General features: G+C 69.9%; 17 protein-coding genes and 1 tRNA gene. 15 read left to right on the top strand and 3 right to left on the bottom strand.

Annotated elements, in window-relative coordinates:
* Positions 1–170 precede the first annotated feature (170 nt).
* Together ACTWQI_RS23580 and ACTWQI_RS23585 are read right to left on the bottom strand one after the other, a co-directional pair.
* Positions 171–1,250, bottom strand: a complete 1,080-nt coding sequence (locus tag ACTWQI_RS23580; RefSeq protein WP_443273479.1) for a 2-oxoacid:ferredoxin oxidoreductase subunit beta — start codon at positions 1,248–1,250, stop codon at positions 171–173.
* Positions 1,243–3,168, bottom strand: a complete 1,926-nt coding sequence (locus ACTWQI_RS23585; RefSeq protein WP_443273481.1) for a 2-oxoacid:acceptor oxidoreductase subunit alpha — start codon at positions 3,166–3,168, stop codon at positions 1,243–1,245. Before ACTWQI_RS23585 ends, ACTWQI_RS23580 begins: the two co-directional genes overlap by 8 nt.
* 793 nt (positions 3,169–3,961) lie before the next feature.
* Between ACTWQI_RS23585 and ACTWQI_RS23590 the strand changes: the two genes are divergently transcribed.
* From ACTWQI_RS23590 to ACTWQI_RS23655, 14 genes are all read left to right on the top strand, one after another.
* Complete coding sequence (locus ACTWQI_RS23590) at positions 3,962–4,372, top strand: NADH-quinone oxidoreductase subunit A (RefSeq protein ID WP_443273482.1); 411 nt, start codon at positions 3,962–3,964, stop codon at positions 4,370–4,372.
* Positions 4,363–5,175 carry an NADH-quinone oxidoreductase subunit B gene (locus ACTWQI_RS23595; protein WP_443273484.1) on the top strand — a complete coding sequence of 271 codons (813 nt, stop codon included), beginning with the start codon at positions 4,363–4,365 and terminating at the stop codon, positions 5,173–5,175. Before ACTWQI_RS23590 ends, ACTWQI_RS23595 begins: the two co-directional genes overlap by 10 nt.
* Positions 5,172–6,269 (top strand): NADH-quinone oxidoreductase subunit C, encoded by a 1,098-nt coding sequence (locus ACTWQI_RS23600; RefSeq protein ID WP_443273486.1) that lies wholly within the window; start codon positions 5,172–5,174, stop codon positions 6,267–6,269. The genes ACTWQI_RS23595 and ACTWQI_RS23600 overlap by 4 nt, the downstream gene beginning before the upstream one ends.
* Positions 6,266–7,234, top strand: a complete 969-nt coding sequence (locus tag ACTWQI_RS23605) for a complex I subunit 1/NuoH family protein (RefSeq protein ID WP_443273487.1) — start codon at positions 6,266–6,268, stop codon at positions 7,232–7,234. The genes ACTWQI_RS23600 and ACTWQI_RS23605 overlap by 4 nt, the downstream gene beginning before the upstream one ends.
* A complete protein-coding gene (locus tag ACTWQI_RS23610) occupies positions 7,234–7,917 on the top strand; it encodes a NuoI/complex I 23 kDa subunit family protein (protein WP_443273488.1) in 684 nt (227 codons plus the stop codon). The genes ACTWQI_RS23605 and ACTWQI_RS23610 overlap by 1 nt, the downstream gene beginning before the upstream one ends.
* Positions 7,914–8,540: an NADH-quinone oxidoreductase subunit J family protein gene (locus tag ACTWQI_RS23615; RefSeq protein ID WP_443273490.1), complete on the top strand. Its 627-nt coding sequence runs from the start codon at positions 7,914–7,916 to the stop codon at positions 8,538–8,540. Before ACTWQI_RS23610 ends, ACTWQI_RS23615 begins: the two co-directional genes overlap by 4 nt.
* Entirely contained in the window at positions 8,540–8,914 is a 375-nt protein-coding gene (gene nuoK / locus ACTWQI_RS23620) for an NADH-quinone oxidoreductase subunit NuoK (protein ID WP_443273492.1), read from the top strand. The genes ACTWQI_RS23615 and nuoK overlap by 1 nt, the downstream gene beginning before the upstream one ends.
* The gene (locus ACTWQI_RS23625) at positions 8,911–10,920 is read left to right on the top strand and encodes an NADH-quinone oxidoreductase subunit 5 family protein (protein ID WP_443273494.1); all 2,010 of its coding nucleotides are present in this window, start codon (positions 8,911–8,913) and stop codon (positions 10,918–10,920) included. The genes nuoK and ACTWQI_RS23625 overlap by 4 nt, the downstream gene beginning before the upstream one ends.
* Positions 10,921–10,950: 30 nt before the next feature.
* Positions 10,951–12,558 (top strand): complex I subunit 4 family protein, encoded by a 1,608-nt coding sequence (locus tag ACTWQI_RS23630; protein WP_443273522.1) that lies wholly within the window; start codon positions 10,951–10,953, stop codon positions 12,556–12,558.
* Positions 12,555–14,099, top strand: coding sequence for an NADH-quinone oxidoreductase subunit N (locus ACTWQI_RS23635; RefSeq protein ID WP_443273496.1), 1,545 nt, complete (start codon positions 12,555–12,557; stop codon positions 14,097–14,099). Before ACTWQI_RS23630 ends, ACTWQI_RS23635 begins: the two co-directional genes overlap by 4 nt.
* Before the next feature lie 149 nt (positions 14,100–14,248).
* Complete coding sequence (gene htpX, locus ACTWQI_RS23640; protein WP_443273498.1) at positions 14,249–15,112, top strand: zinc metalloprotease HtpX; 864 nt, start codon at positions 14,249–14,251, stop codon at positions 15,110–15,112.
* Between the two features lie 119 nt (positions 15,113–15,231).
* A complete protein-coding gene (locus tag ACTWQI_RS23645; RefSeq protein WP_443273500.1) occupies positions 15,232–15,633 on the top strand; it encodes a YccF domain-containing protein in 402 nt (133 codons plus the stop codon).
* 112 nt (positions 15,634–15,745) lie between these two features.
* Entirely contained in the window at positions 15,746–16,165 is a 420-nt protein-coding gene (locus ACTWQI_RS23650; RefSeq protein ID WP_443273502.1) for a helix-turn-helix transcriptional regulator, read from the top strand.
* Between the two features lie 10 nt (positions 16,166–16,175).
* The gene (locus ACTWQI_RS23655) at positions 16,176–16,592 is read left to right on the top strand and encodes a VOC family protein (protein ID WP_443273503.1); all 417 of its coding nucleotides are present in this window, start codon (positions 16,176–16,178) and stop codon (positions 16,590–16,592) included.
* Positions 16,593–16,751: 159 nt separating this feature from the next.
* Here the strand turns inward: ACTWQI_RS23655 and ACTWQI_RS23660 are convergent, their stop codons facing one another.
* Complete coding sequence (locus tag ACTWQI_RS23660; RefSeq protein WP_443273505.1) at positions 16,752–17,240, bottom strand: YajQ family cyclic di-GMP-binding protein; 489 nt, start codon at positions 17,238–17,240, stop codon at positions 16,752–16,754.
* A gap of 189 nt (positions 17,241–17,429) precedes the next feature.
* Between ACTWQI_RS23660 and ACTWQI_RS23665 the strand changes: the two genes are divergently transcribed.
* Positions 17,430–17,512: transfer RNA gene (locus tag ACTWQI_RS23665), tRNA-Tyr, on the top strand.
* Positions 17,513–17,588 lie beyond the last annotated feature (76 nt).

Here is a 17,588-nt window from a genome sequence, read left to right on the forward strand (position 1 = left end):
CCGGGTGCGGTGGGGCAACCCCTCGACGGTAGCGCCGCACGGGTTCGCTGTCATGCGTGTATCGCCATACGGTCATGACAGTCGGCCGGGGCGGGGGAACGACGACGCGGCCCGTCCCTGAGCCGAGTCAGGGACGGGCCGCGTGACGCGTCGGGGCCGGTGGCCGGTGGTCAGCCCACGACAGTCCAGGTGTCGTTGCCGTGCAGCAGCGCCGAGAGGTCGCCCTTGCCCTTCTGCTCTATGGCAGCCTCGAGCTGGTCGGCCAGCTGCGTCTCATAGACGGGCCGGGCGACGCTGCGGAAGACCCCGATCGGGGTGTGGTGCAGCGTGTCCGGGTCGGCGAGGCGGGAGAGGGCGAAGGCCGTCGTCGGCGAGGCGGCGTGGGCATCGTGGACCAGCAATGAATCCGCCGCCCCCTGCGTCACGTCGATCACCTTGAGGTCGCCGGTCGCGGGGTCCCGTACGACACCTTTGGAGCCGAGGCCGTCCCCTCCCTGCTCCTCCCGGAACGGGGCGCCGAAGCGGATCGGCTGCCCGTGCTCCAGTCGGATCACCGCCTCCTCGGCCTTCTCCTTGTCCTTGAGGACCTCGAAGGCGCCGTCGTTGAAGATGTTGCAGTTCTGGTAGATCTCCACCAGAGCCGTACCCGGGTGTGCGGCGGCCTCGCGGAGCACCTGCGTGAGGTGCTTGCGATCCGAGTCGACGGTTCGGGCCACGAAGCTCGCCTCCGCGCCGAGCGCCAGCGAGACCGGGTTGAAGGGCGCGTCCAGCGACCCCATCGGCGTCGACTTCGTGATCTTCCCGACTTCGGAAGTCGGGCTGTACTGGCCCTTGGTGAGCCCGTAGATCCGGTTGTTGAACAGCAGGATCTTCAGGTTCACATTGCGGCGCAGGGCGTGGATGAGGTGGTTGCCGCCGATGGAGAGGGCGTCGCCGTCACCGGTGACCACCCAGACCGAGAGGTCTCGGCGGGAGGCGGCGAGCCCGGTCGCGATCGCGGGCGCGCGCCCGTGGATGGAGTGCATCCCGTAGGTGTTCATGTAGTACGGGAAGCGGGAGGAGCAGCCGATGCCGGAGACGAAGACGATGTTCTCCTTCGCCAGGCCGAGCTCGGGCATGAAGCCCTGGACGGCGGCGAGGACGGCGTAGTCACCGCAGCCGGGGCACCAGCGCACTTCCTGATCGGACTTGAAGTCCTTCATGGATTGTCTGGCTTCGGCCTTGGGCACCAGCGACAGCGCCTCACTCATCGATGGCCTCCTTAAGGGCCTGTGCAAGCTGTTCGGCCTTGAACGGCAGGCCCCGCACCTGGGTGAAGGAGCGGGCGTCGACCAAATACGTCGCCCGGAGCAGGGTGGCGAGCTGTCCCAGGTTCATCTCGGGCACCACCACCTTCTCGTAACGTCCCAGCACCTCGCCGAGATTCCGCGGGAACGGGTTGAGATGGCGCAGGTGGGCCTGCGCGACCGCGCCCCCCGCGGCCCGGATGCGCCGTACGGCCGCGGTGATCGGCCCGTACGTCGAACCCCAACCCAGTACCAGGAGCGTCGCGTCACCGCCGGGGTCGTCGACGGCGATGTCGGGGACCTCGATGCCGTCGACCTTGGCCTGGCGGGTGCGCACCATGTGGTCGTGGTTGGCCGGGTCGTACGAGATGTTGCCGGTGCCGTCCTGCTTCTCGATGCCGCCGATGCGGTGCTCCAGGCCCGGCGTGCCGGGGATCGCCCACGGCCGGGCGAGGGTGTGCGGATCCCGCTTGTACGGCCAGAAGACCTCGCTGCCGTCCTCCAGCTCGTGGTTGGGACCGGTCGCGAACTGCACCCGCAGATCGGGGAGTTCGTCCAGGTCCGGGATCCGCCAGGGCTCGCTGCCGTTGGCCAGGTAGCCGTCGGAGAGCAGGAAGACCGGGGTGCGGTAGGTCAGGGCGATCCGTACCGCCTCCAGGGCTGCGTCGAAGCAGTCCGCCGGGGTGGCGGGTGCGACGACCGGCACCGGCGCCTCGCCGTTGCGCCCGTACATCGCCTGGAGGAGATCGGCCTGTTCGGTCTTGGTGGGCAGGCCGGTGGACGGGCCGCCGCGCTGGATGTCGACAATCAGCAGCGGCAGCTCCAGGGACACCGCAAGGCCGATCGTCTCGGACTTCAGCGCAACGCCCGGGCCTGAGGTGGTGGTCACCCCGAGCGAGCCGCCGAAGGCCGCGCCGAGCGCGGCGCCGATGCCGGCGATCTCGTCCTCGGCCTGGAAGGTCCGCACGCCGAAGTTCTTGTGCTTGGACAGCTCGTGCAGGATGTCGGAGGCCGGGGTGATCGGATACGAGCCGAGGAACAGCGGGAGGTCCGCCTGCTGGGAGGCGGCGATCAGGCCGTAGGAGAGCGCCAGGTTCCCGGAGATGTTCCGGTACGTCCCCGGCGGGAACGCGTGGGAGGCCGGGGCGACTTCATAGGAGACGGCGAAGTCCTCGGTCGTCTCGCCGAAGTTCCAACCCGCCCGGAAGGCGGTCACGTTGGCCTCCGCGACCTGGGGCTTCTTCGCGAACTTGGCCCGCAGGAAGGTCTCGGTGCCGTCGGTCGGCCGGTGGTACATCCAGGACAGCAGGCCGAGCGCGAACATGTTCTTGCTGCGCTCCGCCTCCTTCCGGGACAGCTCGAAGGACTTCAGCGCCTCGACGGTCAGCGTGGTCAGCGGGACCGGGTGGACGTGGTAGGCCGCCAGGGAGCCGTCCTCCAGCGGAGAGGTCTCGTAGCCGACCTTGGCCATGGCGCGCTTGGTGAACTCGTCGGTGTTGACGATGATCTCGGCGCCGCGCGGCACATCCCCCAGGTTCGCCTTGAGCGCCGCCGGGTTCATCGCGACCAGGACGTTCGGTGCATCACCGGGTGTGAGGATGTCGTGGTCGGCGAAGTGCAGCTGGAAGGACGACACACCGGGGAGGGTCCCGGCGGGGGCGCGGATCTCGGCGGGGAAGTTGGGCAGCGTCGACAAGTCGTTGCCGAACGAGGCAGTCTCCGAGGTGAAACGGTCACCCGTCAGCTGCATGCCGTCGCCCGAGTCACCCGCGAAGCGGATGATGACCCGGTCGAGACGCCTGACTTCCTTGCCGGTACTGCGCTGCTCCCCGACAACTGCCCCTTCGGCCTGCTCGGCCTGGGCGCTGACCTGGCTGGTCACTGAACTGGACCTCCTTCGAGGCGGCGGCTCGGTCCTCGACGGCGTACCGACCGGTTTCCCGTGGCCACTCTACGTCGGTGAGGTTCGCCTTCCCTGGAAGTGTCACATAGTGGACGGCGAAGTGAGATCCGCTGTATGTGTCGATTGGTCACGATACGTTCTCCCCCTGTGTCTGCTGTTCGCGCGCCGACAGAGTGTCAGGAATCGCGATGCGTGAGCACCGCCAGAACAAGACGGTGATCTGCGTCACTCGGAACGGCCGCCCAGGCGCGCCCGCTTCCCGCGGCGGCCCGGCGTCCGGCGGCTCGGTGGCTGGTGACTGCCGCCGGGATCGAGCCCGTACCGCTTCCGGCGCCCCGGGCCGCCGCGCCGAGAGCGCACGCACCTGCCCGCCACGTACGGTGACCGGGTCGGCACGATCGGTTCCGGGTCGTCGTCGACCGCCGAATCCCCGGCCATGACCACACGCCCCCTTGTCCACCACGTCCTGCCGCCTCCGCCCTGCACGACCCTGGACTCCACCGTGATCAGGCACCAGCATTCCAGGATCCGGACGCGTGCGGATCCGGCGGAGGGAGGAGACCGGGAGGGGAGACAGCGGGAGGAGACAAGGGGTCGGCCTCCCGGCCGCCCGGTCATCGACCGCCGTGGAGTGGTTAGGTGGGTGGCAGCAGGGATAACCCCACTACGGACGTGAGACTGCTGCTCACACTGGCTGTGGCAGGGCCTAGACTCCGTCCGTACAGATCGTCGAACAAGACAAGAAGGCAGCAGCCAGGGAGCGAGGACGGACGTGCCCGAGCCGACCGTACGCACGGCACCTCTCCAACTGGCGGCGGACTACTTCGAGAGCTATTCGGTGGTCGGTCTGCTCGCCGCGGTGGGGGTGCTCTTCGTCGCCGTGGCCTTCGGGGCCGGGCGGCTGCTCCGCCCCGTGGTACCGACCCGGGAGAAGCTGCTCACCTACGAGTGCGGTGTGGACCCGGTCGGTGAGGGCTGGGCGCACACGCAGGTCCGCTACTACGTCTACGCCTTCCTTTACGTGATCTTCGCAGTGGACTCGATCTTCCTGTTCCCTTGGGCGACGGTGTTCGCCGCGCCGGGGTACGGCGGCACGACGCTGGTGGAGATGCTCATCTTCCTCGGCTTCCTCGCTGTGGGTCTGCTCTACGCCTGGAAGAAGGGCGTCCTCGCATGGACGTGACACCGATCTCTGAACCGCTGCCCACCGTGCCGACCGGGGACTCGGTCGCGGGGCGTCGGCTGGGTCCCCTGGCGCGGCTCGCCCCCGAGCCCATGAAGGTGGTCCTGAACTGGGGCCGCCGCTACAGCCTCTGGGTCTTCAACTTCGGGCTCGCCTGCTGCGCCATCGAATTCATCGCGGCCTCGATGGCGCGCCATGACTTCATCCGGCTCGGAGTGATCCCGTTCGCGCCCGGACCGCGGCAGGCCGACCTGATGATCGTCTCCGGCACGGTCACCGACAAGATGGCGCCCGCGGTGAAGCGGCTGTACGAGCAGATGCCCGAGCCGAAGTACGTCATCTCTTTCGGCGCCTGCTCGAACTGCGGCGGGCCGTACTGGGACTCGTACTCGGTGACCAAGGGCGTCGACCAGGTCATCCCGGTGGACGTCTACGTCCCCGGCTGCCCGCCCCGCCCCGAGGCACTGCTGCAGGGCATCCTCAAGCTTCAGGAGAAGATCGCCCGCGAGTCGCTGGGCGATCGCTACGCATCCGCATCCGCCTCCGGCGCGGGCGCGGGCGCCGGCGGCGCGGCGAACGGCGCCGGACGGCGGGCGTCGACCGCGGCCCTGCGCCGCGGCCTGGTCTCCGGCCCGGTCCAGCCGCCCCCGGCCGGTGACGAGACCGCTTCGTCGTCCGGGCCGGCCGCACCTGGCGCCCGCCCCGGCGTCGCCTCCGATGCCGCTTCCGGTGCCGCCGACGACGCGCAGGCGGGCCCCCGTACCGGCGATGCCGGTCCCGATCATGGGGAGGGGGAGAAGTGACCCGGCCTGAGGAGCCGAGGGGGGCCCAGGAGCAGGCCCGCGCGGGCGAGGACGCGGAGCCCTCGCCGGCGGCGGAGCCGGTGGTCGCAGCGCCCGTCGGGTGGCTGCCGCGCGGGGCCGAGGAGTTGTTCGGGGAGGGCGCGAGCGCCGAGGACGCGTACGACCTGCTGACCGTCGACGTCCCGCCGACAGCGTGGATCACCGCTCTGGAGACCGCCCGGGACACGCTCGGCTGCACCTACTTCGACTGGCTGAGCGCGGTCGACGAGCCGGGCCTGGGCTTCCGTGTCTCCGCGCACGTCGTCGCAGTCGGGTCCGCGCCGCCGCACCGCCTGCTGCTGCGTACGACCGTGCCGCACGACGCGCCCGCGCTCCCGACCGCCACCGGTGTGTACGCGGGTGCGGCCTGGCACGAGCGCGAGACGCACGAGATGTTCGGCGTCGACTTCACCGGCCACCCCGGCCTCATACCGCTGTTGCTTCCCGAGGGCTTCGAGGGCCACCCGCTGCGCAAGGACTTCGTGTTGGCGGCGCGGGTCGTGAAGGCGTGGCCGGGGGCGAAGGAGCCGGGGGAGTCGGCGGCGGGCGGCGGGCCGAAGCGACGGCAGATGCTTCCGCCGGGCGTGCCCGATCCCAACGAGTGGGGGCCGCTCAAGGGCCAGTTGCCTCCGGCTCCCGCCCGCCCGGCCCGTGGTGCCCGTACGGCTGCGGGCGAGCGGCCGCCGCGGCGTACCCGAAGTGCGAGCGAGGGCTCGGCGAGCCGGCAGGCGGCGGCGTCCGAGACTCCGGCGACCACTGAGGCCCCGGCGACCGCTGAGGCTCCGGCGACCGCTGAGGCCCCGGCCGGCACCACGGCGCCGGAGCGACCTTCGGCGGGCAAGCGCTCCGCGGACGCCCCCTGGCACCACGCGCGGCCCGCGTTCGACGAGGCCCCACCGCAGGAATCCGCCGCTGAGCCCGGCGCCGAGCCCGATGACACGGCGAAGCCCGGCGCCGAGCCCGGACCCGGGGCCAAGCCGGAGACCGGATCCGGTGACGAGCCGGATCACCCGCCGAACGACCAGAACCAGCCCGAAGGAGGCGGGACCGTATGAGCGACGTCCTCGACGTCACCTGGCGGCTGCTCGCCGTCCTCGCGGCCTTCCTTCTGCTGCCTCTGATCGTCGGCCAGACCGAGCACAAGGTCATGGCGCACATGCAGGGCCGGCTCGGACCCATGTACGCCGGTGGGTTCCACGGGTGGGCCCAGCTCGTCGCGGACGGCGTGAAGTTCGCTCAGAAGGAAGACGTCGTGCCCGCCGGGGCGGATCGCCGCATCTTCCAGCTCGCGCCCGCCGTCGCGCTCCTGCCGTACCTTCTGGTCCTCGTCGCCATCCCCATCGGTCCCGGGGAAGGAGCGGTCGGCCAGGTCGTCGACGCCGGGATCTTCTTCGTCCTGGCCGTGATGGGCGTCGGCGTCCTCGGGTCGCTGATGGCGGGCTGGGCGTCGGCGAACAAGTTCTCCCTTCTCGGAGGCCTGCGCACCGCCGCGCAGTTGCTGGCGTACGAGCTGCCGATGCTGCTCACCGCCGGTTCGGTCGCGATGGCGGCCGGGACCGTCTCGCTCATCGGGATCCTCGACGCCTTCCACTGGTGGTGGGTGCCGTGGCAGATCGTCGGCGGCGTCGTCTTCTTCACCGCCGGTCTCGCCGAGCTCCAGCGGCCGCCGTTCGACATGCCCGTCGCCGACTCCGAGATCATCTTCGGCGCGTACACCGAGTACACGGGACTCCGCTTCGCGCTGTTCCTGCTCGCCGAGTACGCGGGCATCATCGTGCTCTGCGGTCTGACCACCGTCCTCTTCCTCGGCGGCTGGCACGGTCCCTTCGGGGCCGACGGCCTCGGCTGGCTGTGGACGCTGCTCAAAACCGCGATCCTCGCCTTCGGCGTGATCTGGCTGCGGGTCAGCTATCCGCGGCTGCGTGAGGATCAGCTGCAGAAGCTCGCCTGGACCGTCCTCATTCCGCTCGCGCTCGCCCAGATCGCGCTCACCGGCATCGTCAAGGTGGTGATCTCCTGATGGCTGCGTCTCTCCCGCCCACCCGGCGCTCGTCGCTGCCACCCACCCGGCCCGGCATTCCCGGCAGCGGCCTGGTCAAGGGCCTCGCCGTCACGCTGCGCACGATGACGCGGAGGTCGCACACCGCCCAGTACCCGGACGTGCAGCCGGAACTGCCGCCGCGCAGCCGCGGCGTCATCGGGCTGTTCGAGGAGAACTGCACGGTCTGCATGCTGTGCGCCCGGGAGTGCCCCGACTGGTGCATCTACATCGACTCCCACAAGGAGACGGTGCCCCCGGCCGCCCCCGGCGGGCGTGAGCGCAGCCGGAACGTCCTGGACCGGTTCGCCATCGACTTCGCGCTCTGCATGTACTGCGGTATCTGCATCGAGGTCTGTCCTTTCGACGCACTCTTCTGGTCGCCGGAGTTCGAGTACTCGGAAGAGGACATCCGGGACCTCACCCACGAGCGGGAGAAGCTCCGCGAGTGGATGTGGACGGTGCCCGCACCGCCCGCACTCGACGCGGCCGCCGAGGAGCCGAAGGAGATCGGCGCGGCGCGCAAGACGGCGGACAAGCTCGCCACCGCCGAACAGGCCGCCCAGCAACAGGAACCGGGGCCGACGCAACAGGAACAGCAGCAGGAGCAACAGCAGGAACAACAGCAGGAGCAAGGGAAGGCCCGGCAGGAGGGGGAGGAGTGACGCTCGCAGCCACAAGCCACGGCTTCCTCTCGCCCACCGGCGTCGAAATCGCCTTTCTCCTCGTCGGACTCGTCACCCTCGGTGCCGCCTTGGTCACCGTCGTCACCAAGCAGCTGGTGCACGCCGCGCTGTGGCTGGTCGTCACGCTCGGCGGCGTCGCCGTCGAGTACCTCCTCCTCACGGCCGAGTTCATTGCCTGGGTGCAGGTGCTGATCTACGTCGGATCCGTCGTGGTCCTCATTCTCTTCGGGCTGATGCTCACCAAAGCACCCATCGGCCGGTCACCGGACGCGAATTCCGGCAACCGCTGGGCCGCCCTCGCCGTGGCCGTCAGCGCCGCGGCCGCCCTCGTCTGGGTGGTCGTGGACGCCTTCCGTACGACCTGGATCGACCTGGACGGGCCGTCCCAGGGTTCGACCAGGGTCTCGGGCGAGATCCTCTTCCAGTACTGGGTGCTGCCGTTCGAGGCGCTCTCCGTGCTGCTGCTCGCGGCGCTCGTCGGCGCGATCGTCCTGTCCCGCAGGGACCGGACCCCCGACTCCGGCACGGACCGGACCCCCAACGGCACGAGCGCGACGCGCAGCGCCCCGAGCGGCACCGACCAGGGCAAGGAGCAGAGCTGATGCATCTCGCCTATCCCGCCGTCCTTGCCGTCCTCCTGTTCTCCGTCGGCCTCTACGGCGTGCTCGCCCGGCGCAACGCGGTCCTGGTCCTGATGTCCGTCGAGCTGATGCTCAACGCGGTCAACCTCAACCTCGTCGCGTTCGACGTCTGGCTCCGCGACACCCTGCACGCCGGCCAGGCGCTGACCCTCTTCATCATCGCCATCGCCGCTGCCGAGATCGGCATCGGCCTGGCGATCGTCCTCCTCGTCTACCGGAACCGCGGCAGCTCCGACGTCGACCGGCTGCGCGACCTCGTCGAGGCCTCGGGGGGCGACGACACAGCAGCAACCCAACAGCCCGACACGGCACAGAAGGCAGAGGCCGCCGCGTGACGACCACGACTCTCGCCGTCCTCGTCCCCCTCCTTCCGTTCCTCGGTGCCACCGCCGGCCTCCTGCTCGGCCGCCACGCACCTGGATTCGTACGGCCCGTCGCGGTCCTGCCGACCGTGCTCGCCGCCGTGCTCGCCGTGCTCGTCGCCTCCCGGCAGGGCGGGGGAGAGGCGATCGACGCCGCGACCCGGCTCACCCCGACCGGTTCCGTCCCGATCGATCTGGCGCTCCATCTCGACGGGTTCGCCACGCTGGTGGCCGTCCTGGTCGGAGTCGTCGCGTCCTGCGTGCAGATCTACTCCACCGGGTATCTGCGCGACGACCCGCGCTACCCCTCGTACGCCGCGCTGGTCTCCCTCTTCACCTCCGCGATGCTGCTCGTCGTCTACTCCGGCGACCTGATGGTGCTGCTGGTCGGCTGGGAGATCATGGGCATCTGCTCGTACTTCCTCGTCGGCCACTACTGGGAGGCCAAGGCCGCCCGCTCCGCCTCCCTCAAGGCCTTCCTGGTCACCAAGCTCGGTGACGTCCCGTTCCTCATCGGCCTGTTCGCGCTCGCCGCCGACGCCGGCACCTTCCGGATCAACGGCATCCTCACCGCCGCCGTCTCCGGCGACGGCCTGGACCACCCCACGCTCATCGCGCTGCTGCTCCTCGCGGGTGTGGCGGGCAAGTCCGCGCAGTTCCCGCTGCACACCTGGCTGCCCGACGCGATGGCCGGTCCGACCCCGGTGTCCGCGCTGATCCACGCCGCCACGATGGTCGCCGCCGGCGTGTACTTCATCGCCCGTCTGCTGCCCGTCTTCGCCTCCTCCGCGGTGGCGTTGATCGTGCTCGCCGTGATGGCCGCCGTCACCATGGTCGGCTCGGCCCTCGCCGCCCTCGCCCAGGACGACGTCAAGCGTGTCCTGGCCTATTCGACGGTCGGCCAGCTCGGCTACATGACCGGCGCCCTCGCGGTCGGCGATCGCGGCGCCGCCGTCTTCCACCTCCTTTCACACGGCGCGTTCAAGGCCCTGCTCTTCCTCGGCGCAGGTGTGATCATCGCCGCCGCTGGTACGAACTCCCTCGCCGCCATGAGCCGGATGGGTGGGCTGGCCCAGCGGATCCCGGACGCGTACTGGACCATGACCGTCGCCCTCCTCGCACTCGCCGCCATCCCGCCCTTCGCCGGCTTCTTCTCCAAGGAAGCCGTCCTGGGTGCGGCCGAGTCCGCTGCGCTCGGGCACGAGGCCACAGGCCCCGTCGGCCAGATCCCCGGCGCTGCGGGCTGGACCGTCCTCGTCTCCGGCCTGCTGACCGCCCTCCTCACCGCGGCCTACGCCGCCCGCCTCTGGCTCCTCGTCTTCCGCGGCAAGGGAGTGCCCGCCCCCGACCTCGGAAAGCAGCCCGTCGTCATGAATGTCGTGCTGTGGGTGCTCTTCGTCCCCACCACCGCCTTCGGACTCGGCGTCGGCTTCCTCCCCGACTGGTTCGACGGCCGCTCCCTCGACCCGACCCTCACCACCTCCGTCCTGGGCACCGGCGTCGCTCTGGTGGGCGGCCTGGTCACCTACGCCGCGTGGCGGCACACCACCGCCCTCGCCCCCCGGATCCCGGTCGGCGCAGTTTCCGCCCACGCCCACGCCGAGCCCGCCCTCACCGAGATCGAGGCCATCGCCACCCACGAAGCGGTCTACGGCGACATCGCCTCGGCGCAGGATCCGGCCGATCCCGGCCGTCTGCTCCTCGGCCCGCTCCACCGGCACGCCGCCCACGGCTTCCACCTCGACGCCGTCTACAGCGCGCTGTTCGTCCGCCCCATGCGCGCCGCGGCCAGGCTGGTCACCTTCCTCGACCGCGAGGTCGTCGAGACCTACGTACGCGGTGCGGGCACCGCCCCCCGCCTGCTCGGCGCCGCCGTCCGCCGCGCCCAGACCGGCAATGTGCAGACCTATCTCAGCGCCCTGCTCGCCGGCTCCGTCGTCCTGGCTATCGCCGCCGTCCTCGTCGCCGCCGGAGCGTGAGCCGTGAATGCCCTGATCAATGACACCGCCATGCAGCTCCTCCTCGCAGCCGTGGTCGTCCTCCCCCTGCTGGGCTCAGCTGCCGCCCTGCTCCCGGCCCCTCCCGGTCTGAAGGGCCGCGACCCTGAGCAGGCCGTGCTGCGGCACGGCGTCACCGTCACCGGCGTGGTTCTCGTCCTCGCCATCGCGCTGGCCGCCGGCTTCGACCACGACCACCCCGCGACGATGCAGGCCAGGACCGACATCAGCTGGATTCCGGCGCTCGATGTGCGGATCCACCTCGGCGTCGACGGCATCTCGCTCCCCCTCCTCGTCCTCACCGCACTGCTCACGTTCCTCTGCGCGCTCTACACCTACTTCCGGATGCCTCAAGGCGGCTCGGCGAAGGCATTCGTGGCGCTGCTCCTCGTCCTGGAGACCGGCACCCTCGCCACCTTCGCCGTCCTCGACCTGCTGCTGTTCTTCCTGGCCTTCGAGATGGTGCTCATCCCGATGTACTTCCTCATCGCCCGCTGGGGCGGCGAAGACCGCGCCCGCTCCGCCTGGAAGTTCATCCTCTTCACGCTGCTCGGCTCCGTCGTCATGCTGCTCGGCCTCCTTCTCGTCGGTCTCCAGGGCGGCACATTCGACATGGTGGCACTCGCCACTGACAACGGGTCATCGCTCAGTCACACCACGCAACTGCTCGCCGTTCTCGCCATCGGCATCGGCCTCGCCGTGAAGACTCCGATGTGGCCGCTGCACAGCTGGCTCCCCGATGCCCACACCGCCGCCCCCACCGTGGGCTCGGTGCTCCTCGCCGGCGTGCTGCTGAAGATGGGCACCTACGGCTTCGTGCGGATCGTCCTCCCCATCGCGCCCGAAGGCGCCCACACCTTCGCCCCGTACCTCGCCACCTTCGCCGTCGTCGGCATCATCTACGGGTCCCTCGCCTGCCTCGCCCTGACCCGCACCGGCGCCAAGGGAGATCTCAAGCGGCTGATCGCCTACTCCTCCGTCGGCCACATGGGCTTCGTGCTCCTCGGCATCGCCACTCTCACCCCGACCGGCATCAACGGAGCGCTCTTCGCGAACATCGGGCACGGCCTCATCACCGGCCTGCTCTTCTTCCTGGTCGGAGCGGTCAAGGAGCGCTACGGCTCCACCGATCTGGACCGGCTCGCCGGCGCGACGGGCGCCGCGTTGTACGGCGCGGCACCACGCCTCGGCGCCCTGCTCGCCTTCGGCGCCGTCGCGTCCCTCGGTCTCCCCGGCCTCGCCGGATTCTGGGGCGAGATGCTGGCGATGTTCGGCGCCTTCCAGCCCGCCGAGGGGCTCAGCCGCCCTGCCTACCTGACCTTCATGGCGATCGCCGGCCTCGGCACCCTGCTCACCGCCGCGTACCTGCTCGTGGTCGTACGCCGCGTCTGCATGGGCGAGCGTCTGACACCGGAGCCGGAAGCCGCGATGGCCGACGGCCCCGCACCCGACCGTGGCCCCGGATCCGCCTCCGCCCCGACCGCCGACGTCCAGAGCCACGAATTCGCCGCCTGGACCCCGCTCGTCGCCCTCACCATCCTCGCCGGACTCTGGCCCGCGGCCCTCCTCGGCCTCACCGACCCGGCCGTGCAGCAGCTCCTCGCAGGAGGCAACGGATGACCTCCCAGGCCCAGTTCCTCGGCCAGAACCCGGCCGAGAGCCTCGTCCAGTCCGTCGACTGGCTCGCGATCGCCCCGCCCACCATCGCCGCGGTCGTCGGCATGATCGTGCTCGTCGTCGACCTCTTCGTCCCGGAGGGCCGCAAGCGGGTGCTCGGCTGGATCTCGATCGCGGGCCTCGCCCTTGCCGCGCTCTCCCTCCTGCCTCTGCTCGACGGCGACCGCAGCACGTTCTGCCTGCGGGCCGACCCCGACGTCTGCAGTTACACCGCCGATGAGTTCGCCCTGGTCATCCAGTTCCTGGTGCTCGCCGGCGCCCTGTTGACCGCTCTCCTGTCGATGAGCGCCGTGGCGGAGACCAAACTTCCGGCGGGCGAATTCTGGTTCCTGCTGCTGTCCTCCGCCGCCGGTGCGGCCCTGATGCCCGCCTCCCGCGATCTCGCCACACTCGTCGTGGCGCTGGAGGTTGCATCCCTGCCGTCCTTCGCGCTCGTCGGCATGCGCCGCGGCGACCGGCTTTCCTCCGAGGCGGCGCTCAAGTTCTTTCTGTCGTCCGTCGCCGCGACCGCCGTCTCGCTGATGGGCGTCAGCTTCCTCTACGCGACCACGGGCACCCTGCACCTGTCCGAAGTCGCAGCCGGTCTCGCCGAGGTACCCGATCGGTTCGACTCCCTCGCCACAGCAGGCGTCGCGCTCACCCTCGTCGGGTTCGCCTTCAAGATCGCCGTCGTCCCCTTCCACTTCTGGGTGCCCGACACCTACGTCGGCGCGCCCCTGCCCGTGGCCGCCTACCTCTCGGTCATCGGCAAGACGGTCGGTTTCACCGGTCTGATCCTGGTCACCGTCCTCGCCTTCCCCGCGTACGCGGACGTGTGGGGCCCGGTCGTCGCCGTACTCGCCGCCCTCACCATGACCGCCGGCAATGTCGCCGCCCTGCGCCAGCGGCCGGGGCGCGCGCACAGCGCCGTACGCCTCCTCGCCTGGTCCTCGGTCGCCCAAGCCGGCTTCCTCCTGGTGCCGATCGCCGCGGCCGGATACGCCGACGACCCCGGGCGCGCGATCGGCTCCACCGTCGCGTACGCCCTCATGTACGCCGCCGTGAACCTTGGCGCCTTCGCCGTCGCCGCACTGGTCGGCCGTACGAGCCCGGAGGGCCGCATCGCCGACCACCGTGGCCTGTACGCCGCCCGCCCACTGGCCGCCCTCGCCATGGGCTTCTTCCTGCTCAACCTGGCAGGGCTACCACCCGGCGTCATCGGTCTCTTCGCCAAGGTCACGGTCTTCTCGGTGGCCGTGGACGCGGGACTGGGCTGGCTCGCCGTCGTCATGGCGGTGAACGTCGTGATCGGGCTCTACTACTACCTCCAGTGGACGGCGATCCTCTTCCGCGCTCCGGAGCCGGGTGCCGCCGCCCCAGCCCCAACAGAACGCGGAGTTCCGGGGTCGCTCACCGCCGCCATCGGCCTGGCAGCCGTCATCGGCATCGCCCTGTCCGGTGCCCCGCAGCTCGTCCTCCGCTTCGCCTCCGGCACCCTGCTCTGACTGGCCAGGACAGCGATCTCACCCGTACGGCCCAGCTGCCATCCTGCGTGCACAAGGGAACTAGCCGCCTTCGCCTGGCGTTGACCAGTACTGGAAGGTCCACTGGAAGGGCAAGAGGGTCCCTCGCCGCACGACTTGGAGGGCGTACCGTGCACCGCCGGCACAACGGGCTGAAGACCGCAGTACTCCTCGGGGGACTGTCCGCACTCATCATCGTCATCGGCAGTCTCTTCGGTCGTACGGGCCTGCTCGTGGCGCTGTTCGTGGCGCTGGGCACCAATGCCTACGCCTACTGGAACAGTGACAAGCTGGCGCTGCGGGCCATGCGTGCCCGCCCCGTGAGCGAGTTCGAGGCCCCGGGCCTCTACCGCATGGTGCGCGAGCTCTCCACCGCCGCCCGGCAGCCCATGCCCCGGCTCTACATCTCGCCGACCCCGGCGCCCAATGCCTTCGCCACCGGGCGCAACCCGCGCAACGCCGCCGTCTGCTGCACCGACGGCATCCTGCGCATCCTCGACGAGCGCGAACTGCGCGGCGTCATCGGCCACGAGCTCAGCCATGTCTACAACCGTGACATCCTCATCTCCTCCATCGCCGGAGCGCTCGCCTCGGTGGTGATGTTCCTGGTGAACTTCGCCTGGCTGATCCCCATAGGCCGGTCGGACGACGAGGAGGGCCCGGGCCTCCTCGGCATGCTCCTGATCATGATCCTCGGGCCGCTCGCCGCGACCATCATCCAGCTCGCGGTCAGCCGCTCCCGGGAGTACGAGGCGGATGCCTCGGGGGCCCAGCTCACCGGGGACCCGCTCGCCCTGGCGAGCGCGCTGCGCAAGCTCGAAGCGGGCACCAAGCGGCTTCCGCTGCGGCCTGAGCCCCGACTGGAGACCGCGAGCCACATGATGATCGCGAACCCGTTCCGCCCCGGCATGGGTATGTCCAGGCTGTTCTCCACCCACCCGCCCATGGCCGAACGTATCGCCCGACTCGAGCAGTTGGCGGGCTACCGCCGGTGATATCCCGGGTCCCCTCTGACGTGGACGGCACGGCTTCCGGCTGATACCAGGCAACCTTCGGATCACCTGCGAGCGTCTCAGGGCGCGACCGGGCGGACAGGCGTGGGAGGCTGTTGAGTATGAAGGTGATCAGTCTTGTTCTGAACGTGTTGTGGCTGGTCTTCTGTGGCATCTGGATGGCCATCGCCTATGCCGTCGCAGCGCTCGTCTGCTTCCTCTTGATCATCACCATTCCCTTCGGCATCGCTTCCCTGCGCATAGCCGGCTACGTCCTGTGGCCGTTCGGTCGTACGGCGGTGGAGCGGCCGGGTGCCGGAGTGCCGTCGTTCGTGGGCAATGTGATCTGGTTGATCGTCGCGGGCTGGTGGCTGGCGCTCGGCCACTTGATCACCAGCATCCCGCTGTTCCTGTCGATCATCGGGATCCCCTTCGGGTGGGCGAATCTCAAGCTGATCCCGATCTCCCTGATGCCCCTCGGCCGCGAGATCGTCCCGTCGGACCAGCAGTTCGCAGGCTGGTGATCGTGTTCCGGCCACCGGAGCCGAAGCACCGGCCGGAGCCCGGAGCACGGGCCGGAGAGTTGGTGCCCGGCGCCGACACCGACGGTGTGCGGCGCCATGGGATGCTGGTCGGGTGACACCAGCCGACCTCGTCCGGCTGCGCCGGGCCCGTGACCGGATGGACCGCGACTACGCGGAGCCGCTCGACGTCCCGGCGCTGGCTCGCGCCGCCCTGATGTCGCCGGGCCACTTCTCCCGCAGCTTCCGCGCCGCCTTCGGCGAGACGCCGTACACCTACCTGATGACCCGCCGGATCGAGCGAGCGAAGGCGCTGCTACGGCGTGGCGACCTGACGGTGACGGAGGTCTGCTTCGCGGTCGGATGTACGTCGCTGGGGTCGTTCAGCTCGCGGTTCACCGAGTTGGTCGGCGAGAGCCCGAGCTCGTACCGGGCCCGTAGTCACGACCAGGGCGCCGCCATCCCGGCCTGCGTCGCCAAGATCCTCACGCGACCGGTCAGGAATGGAGAAGCGAAACCCGCTGCTCGGTCATAGCGTGATGGGCATGGACATCAAGCTTTCACAGTGCTTCGTCGCCGTCGACGACCACGACAAGGCGCTCGCCTTCTACCGGGACGTTCTCGGCCTGGAGGTGCGCAACGACGTCGGGTTCGAGGGGATGCGCTGGGTGACCATCGGGTCGCCCGCGCAGCCGGACGTGAACATCGTCCTGGAACCGCCCGTGGCGGACCCGAACGCCTCGTTGGCCGACAAGCAGGCCATGGCGGAGCTCATGGCGAAGGGCCTGCTGCGCGGCGTCATCTTCTCGACCGACGACTGCGACGCGACCTTCGAGCGCATCAGCACGGCGGGCGGCGAGGTGCTGCAGGAGCCGACCGACCAGCCCTACGGCGTCCGCGACTGCGCCTTCCGCGACCCCTCCGGCAACATGCTGCGCTTCAGCCAGCCTCGCCGTTCGTGAGCCCCGGCTCTGCTGCCGCTCGGGCGCGAAATGGCCTCTGCGAAACCCCCGTTGGCGACCGATTCCATCCTGGCCAACTCGCACGGTGGAACCCGGCGCCATGTCCTGCGCCGCGGCGCCGGCTCCTGGGAGCCGGCGCCGACAGGACAGAGGTGATGGTCAGCGATAGTTGACGAACTGCAGCGCGAAGTCGAAGTCCTTGCCCTTCAGCAGCGCGATGATGGCCTGGAGGTCGTCGCGGCTCTTCGAGCTCACCCGCAGCTCGTCGCCCTGCACCTGGGCCTTGATCCCCTTCGGGCCTTCATCACGGATGATCTTCGCGACCTTCTTCGCGTTCTCCTGCGAGATGCCCTCCTGCAGCGAGGCGAGGATCTTGTACTCCTTGCCGGACGCCTGCGGCTCGCCCGCGTCCAGCGCCTTCAGCGAGATCCCACGCTTGACCAGCTTGGACTGGAAGACGTCGAGGATGGCCTTCACCCGCTCCTCGGAGTTGGCGCGCATCTCGATCTTCTCGCCGGACCACTCGATCGATGCGCCGACGTTCTTGAAGTCGTACCGCTGGGAGATCTCCCGGCTCGCCTGGTTGAGGGCGTTGTCGACCTCCTGCCGCTCGACCTTCGAGACGATGTCGAAACTGGAGTCGGCCATGTTGAGTTGGCTCCTCGTACCTAGATCCGTCATGTCTACGGCACCGTCCCCGGCCCGTATGGCCAGCCTAGTCACCCAGGTCCATGATCCAGCGGCGATCAACCCGGTGGCGAACCACCCCCTGACATCGGGTATGGTTTACGTCGTTGCCAGGGAGCACCGCAGGAAGCGAGCCCCGGCCACATCCCCGGCGGGTTGCCCGAGCGGCCAAAGGGAGCAGACTGTAAATCTGTCGGCTTACGCCTACGCAGGTTCGAACCCTGCACCCGCCACACGCCAAGAAGGGCCCCTGAGCTGCTGCTATGCAGCTAGGGGCCCTTGGTGTACTACGGGTCGGGCAGAGCCACA

It is taken from the genome of Streptomyces sp. KR80 (assembly GCF_052245555.1).
Lineage (GTDB): Bacteria > Actinomycetota > Actinomycetes > Streptomycetales > Streptomycetaceae > Streptomyces.

Coding starts and splice junctions, on each gene's coding strand:
- ACTWQI_RS23655 (WP_443273503.1), top strand. CDS start 16,176: ATGGACATCAAGCTTTCACAGTGCTTCGTCGCCGTCGACGACCACGAC.
- ACTWQI_RS23660 (WP_443273505.1), bottom strand. CDS start 17,240: ATGGCCGACTCCAGTTTCGACATCGTCTCGAAGGTCGAGCGGCAGGAG.
- ACTWQI_RS23645 (WP_443273500.1), top strand. CDS start 15,232: ATGAAGGTGATCAGTCTTGTTCTGAACGTGTTGTGGCTGGTCTTCTGT.
- ACTWQI_RS23605 (WP_443273487.1), top strand. CDS start 6,266: ATGAGCGACGTCCTCGACGTCACCTGGCGGCTGCTCGCCGTCCTCGCG.
- ACTWQI_RS23610 (WP_443273488.1), top strand. CDS start 7,234: ATGGCTGCGTCTCTCCCGCCCACCCGGCGCTCGTCGCTGCCACCCACC.
- nuoK (WP_443273492.1), top strand. CDS start 8,540: ATGCATCTCGCCTATCCCGCCGTCCTTGCCGTCCTCCTGTTCTCCGTC.
- ACTWQI_RS23635 (WP_443273496.1), top strand. CDS start 12,555: ATGACCTCCCAGGCCCAGTTCCTCGGCCAGAACCCGGCCGAGAGCCTC.
- ACTWQI_RS23630 (WP_443273522.1), top strand. CDS start 10,951: ATGCAGCTCCTCCTCGCAGCCGTGGTCGTCCTCCCCCTGCTGGGCTCA.
- ACTWQI_RS23595 (WP_443273484.1), top strand. CDS start 4,363: ATGGACGTGACACCGATCTCTGAACCGCTGCCCACCGTGCCGACCGGG.
- ACTWQI_RS23580 (WP_443273479.1), bottom strand. CDS start 1,250: ATGAGTGAGGCGCTGTCGCTGGTGCCCAAGGCCGAAGCCAGACAATCC.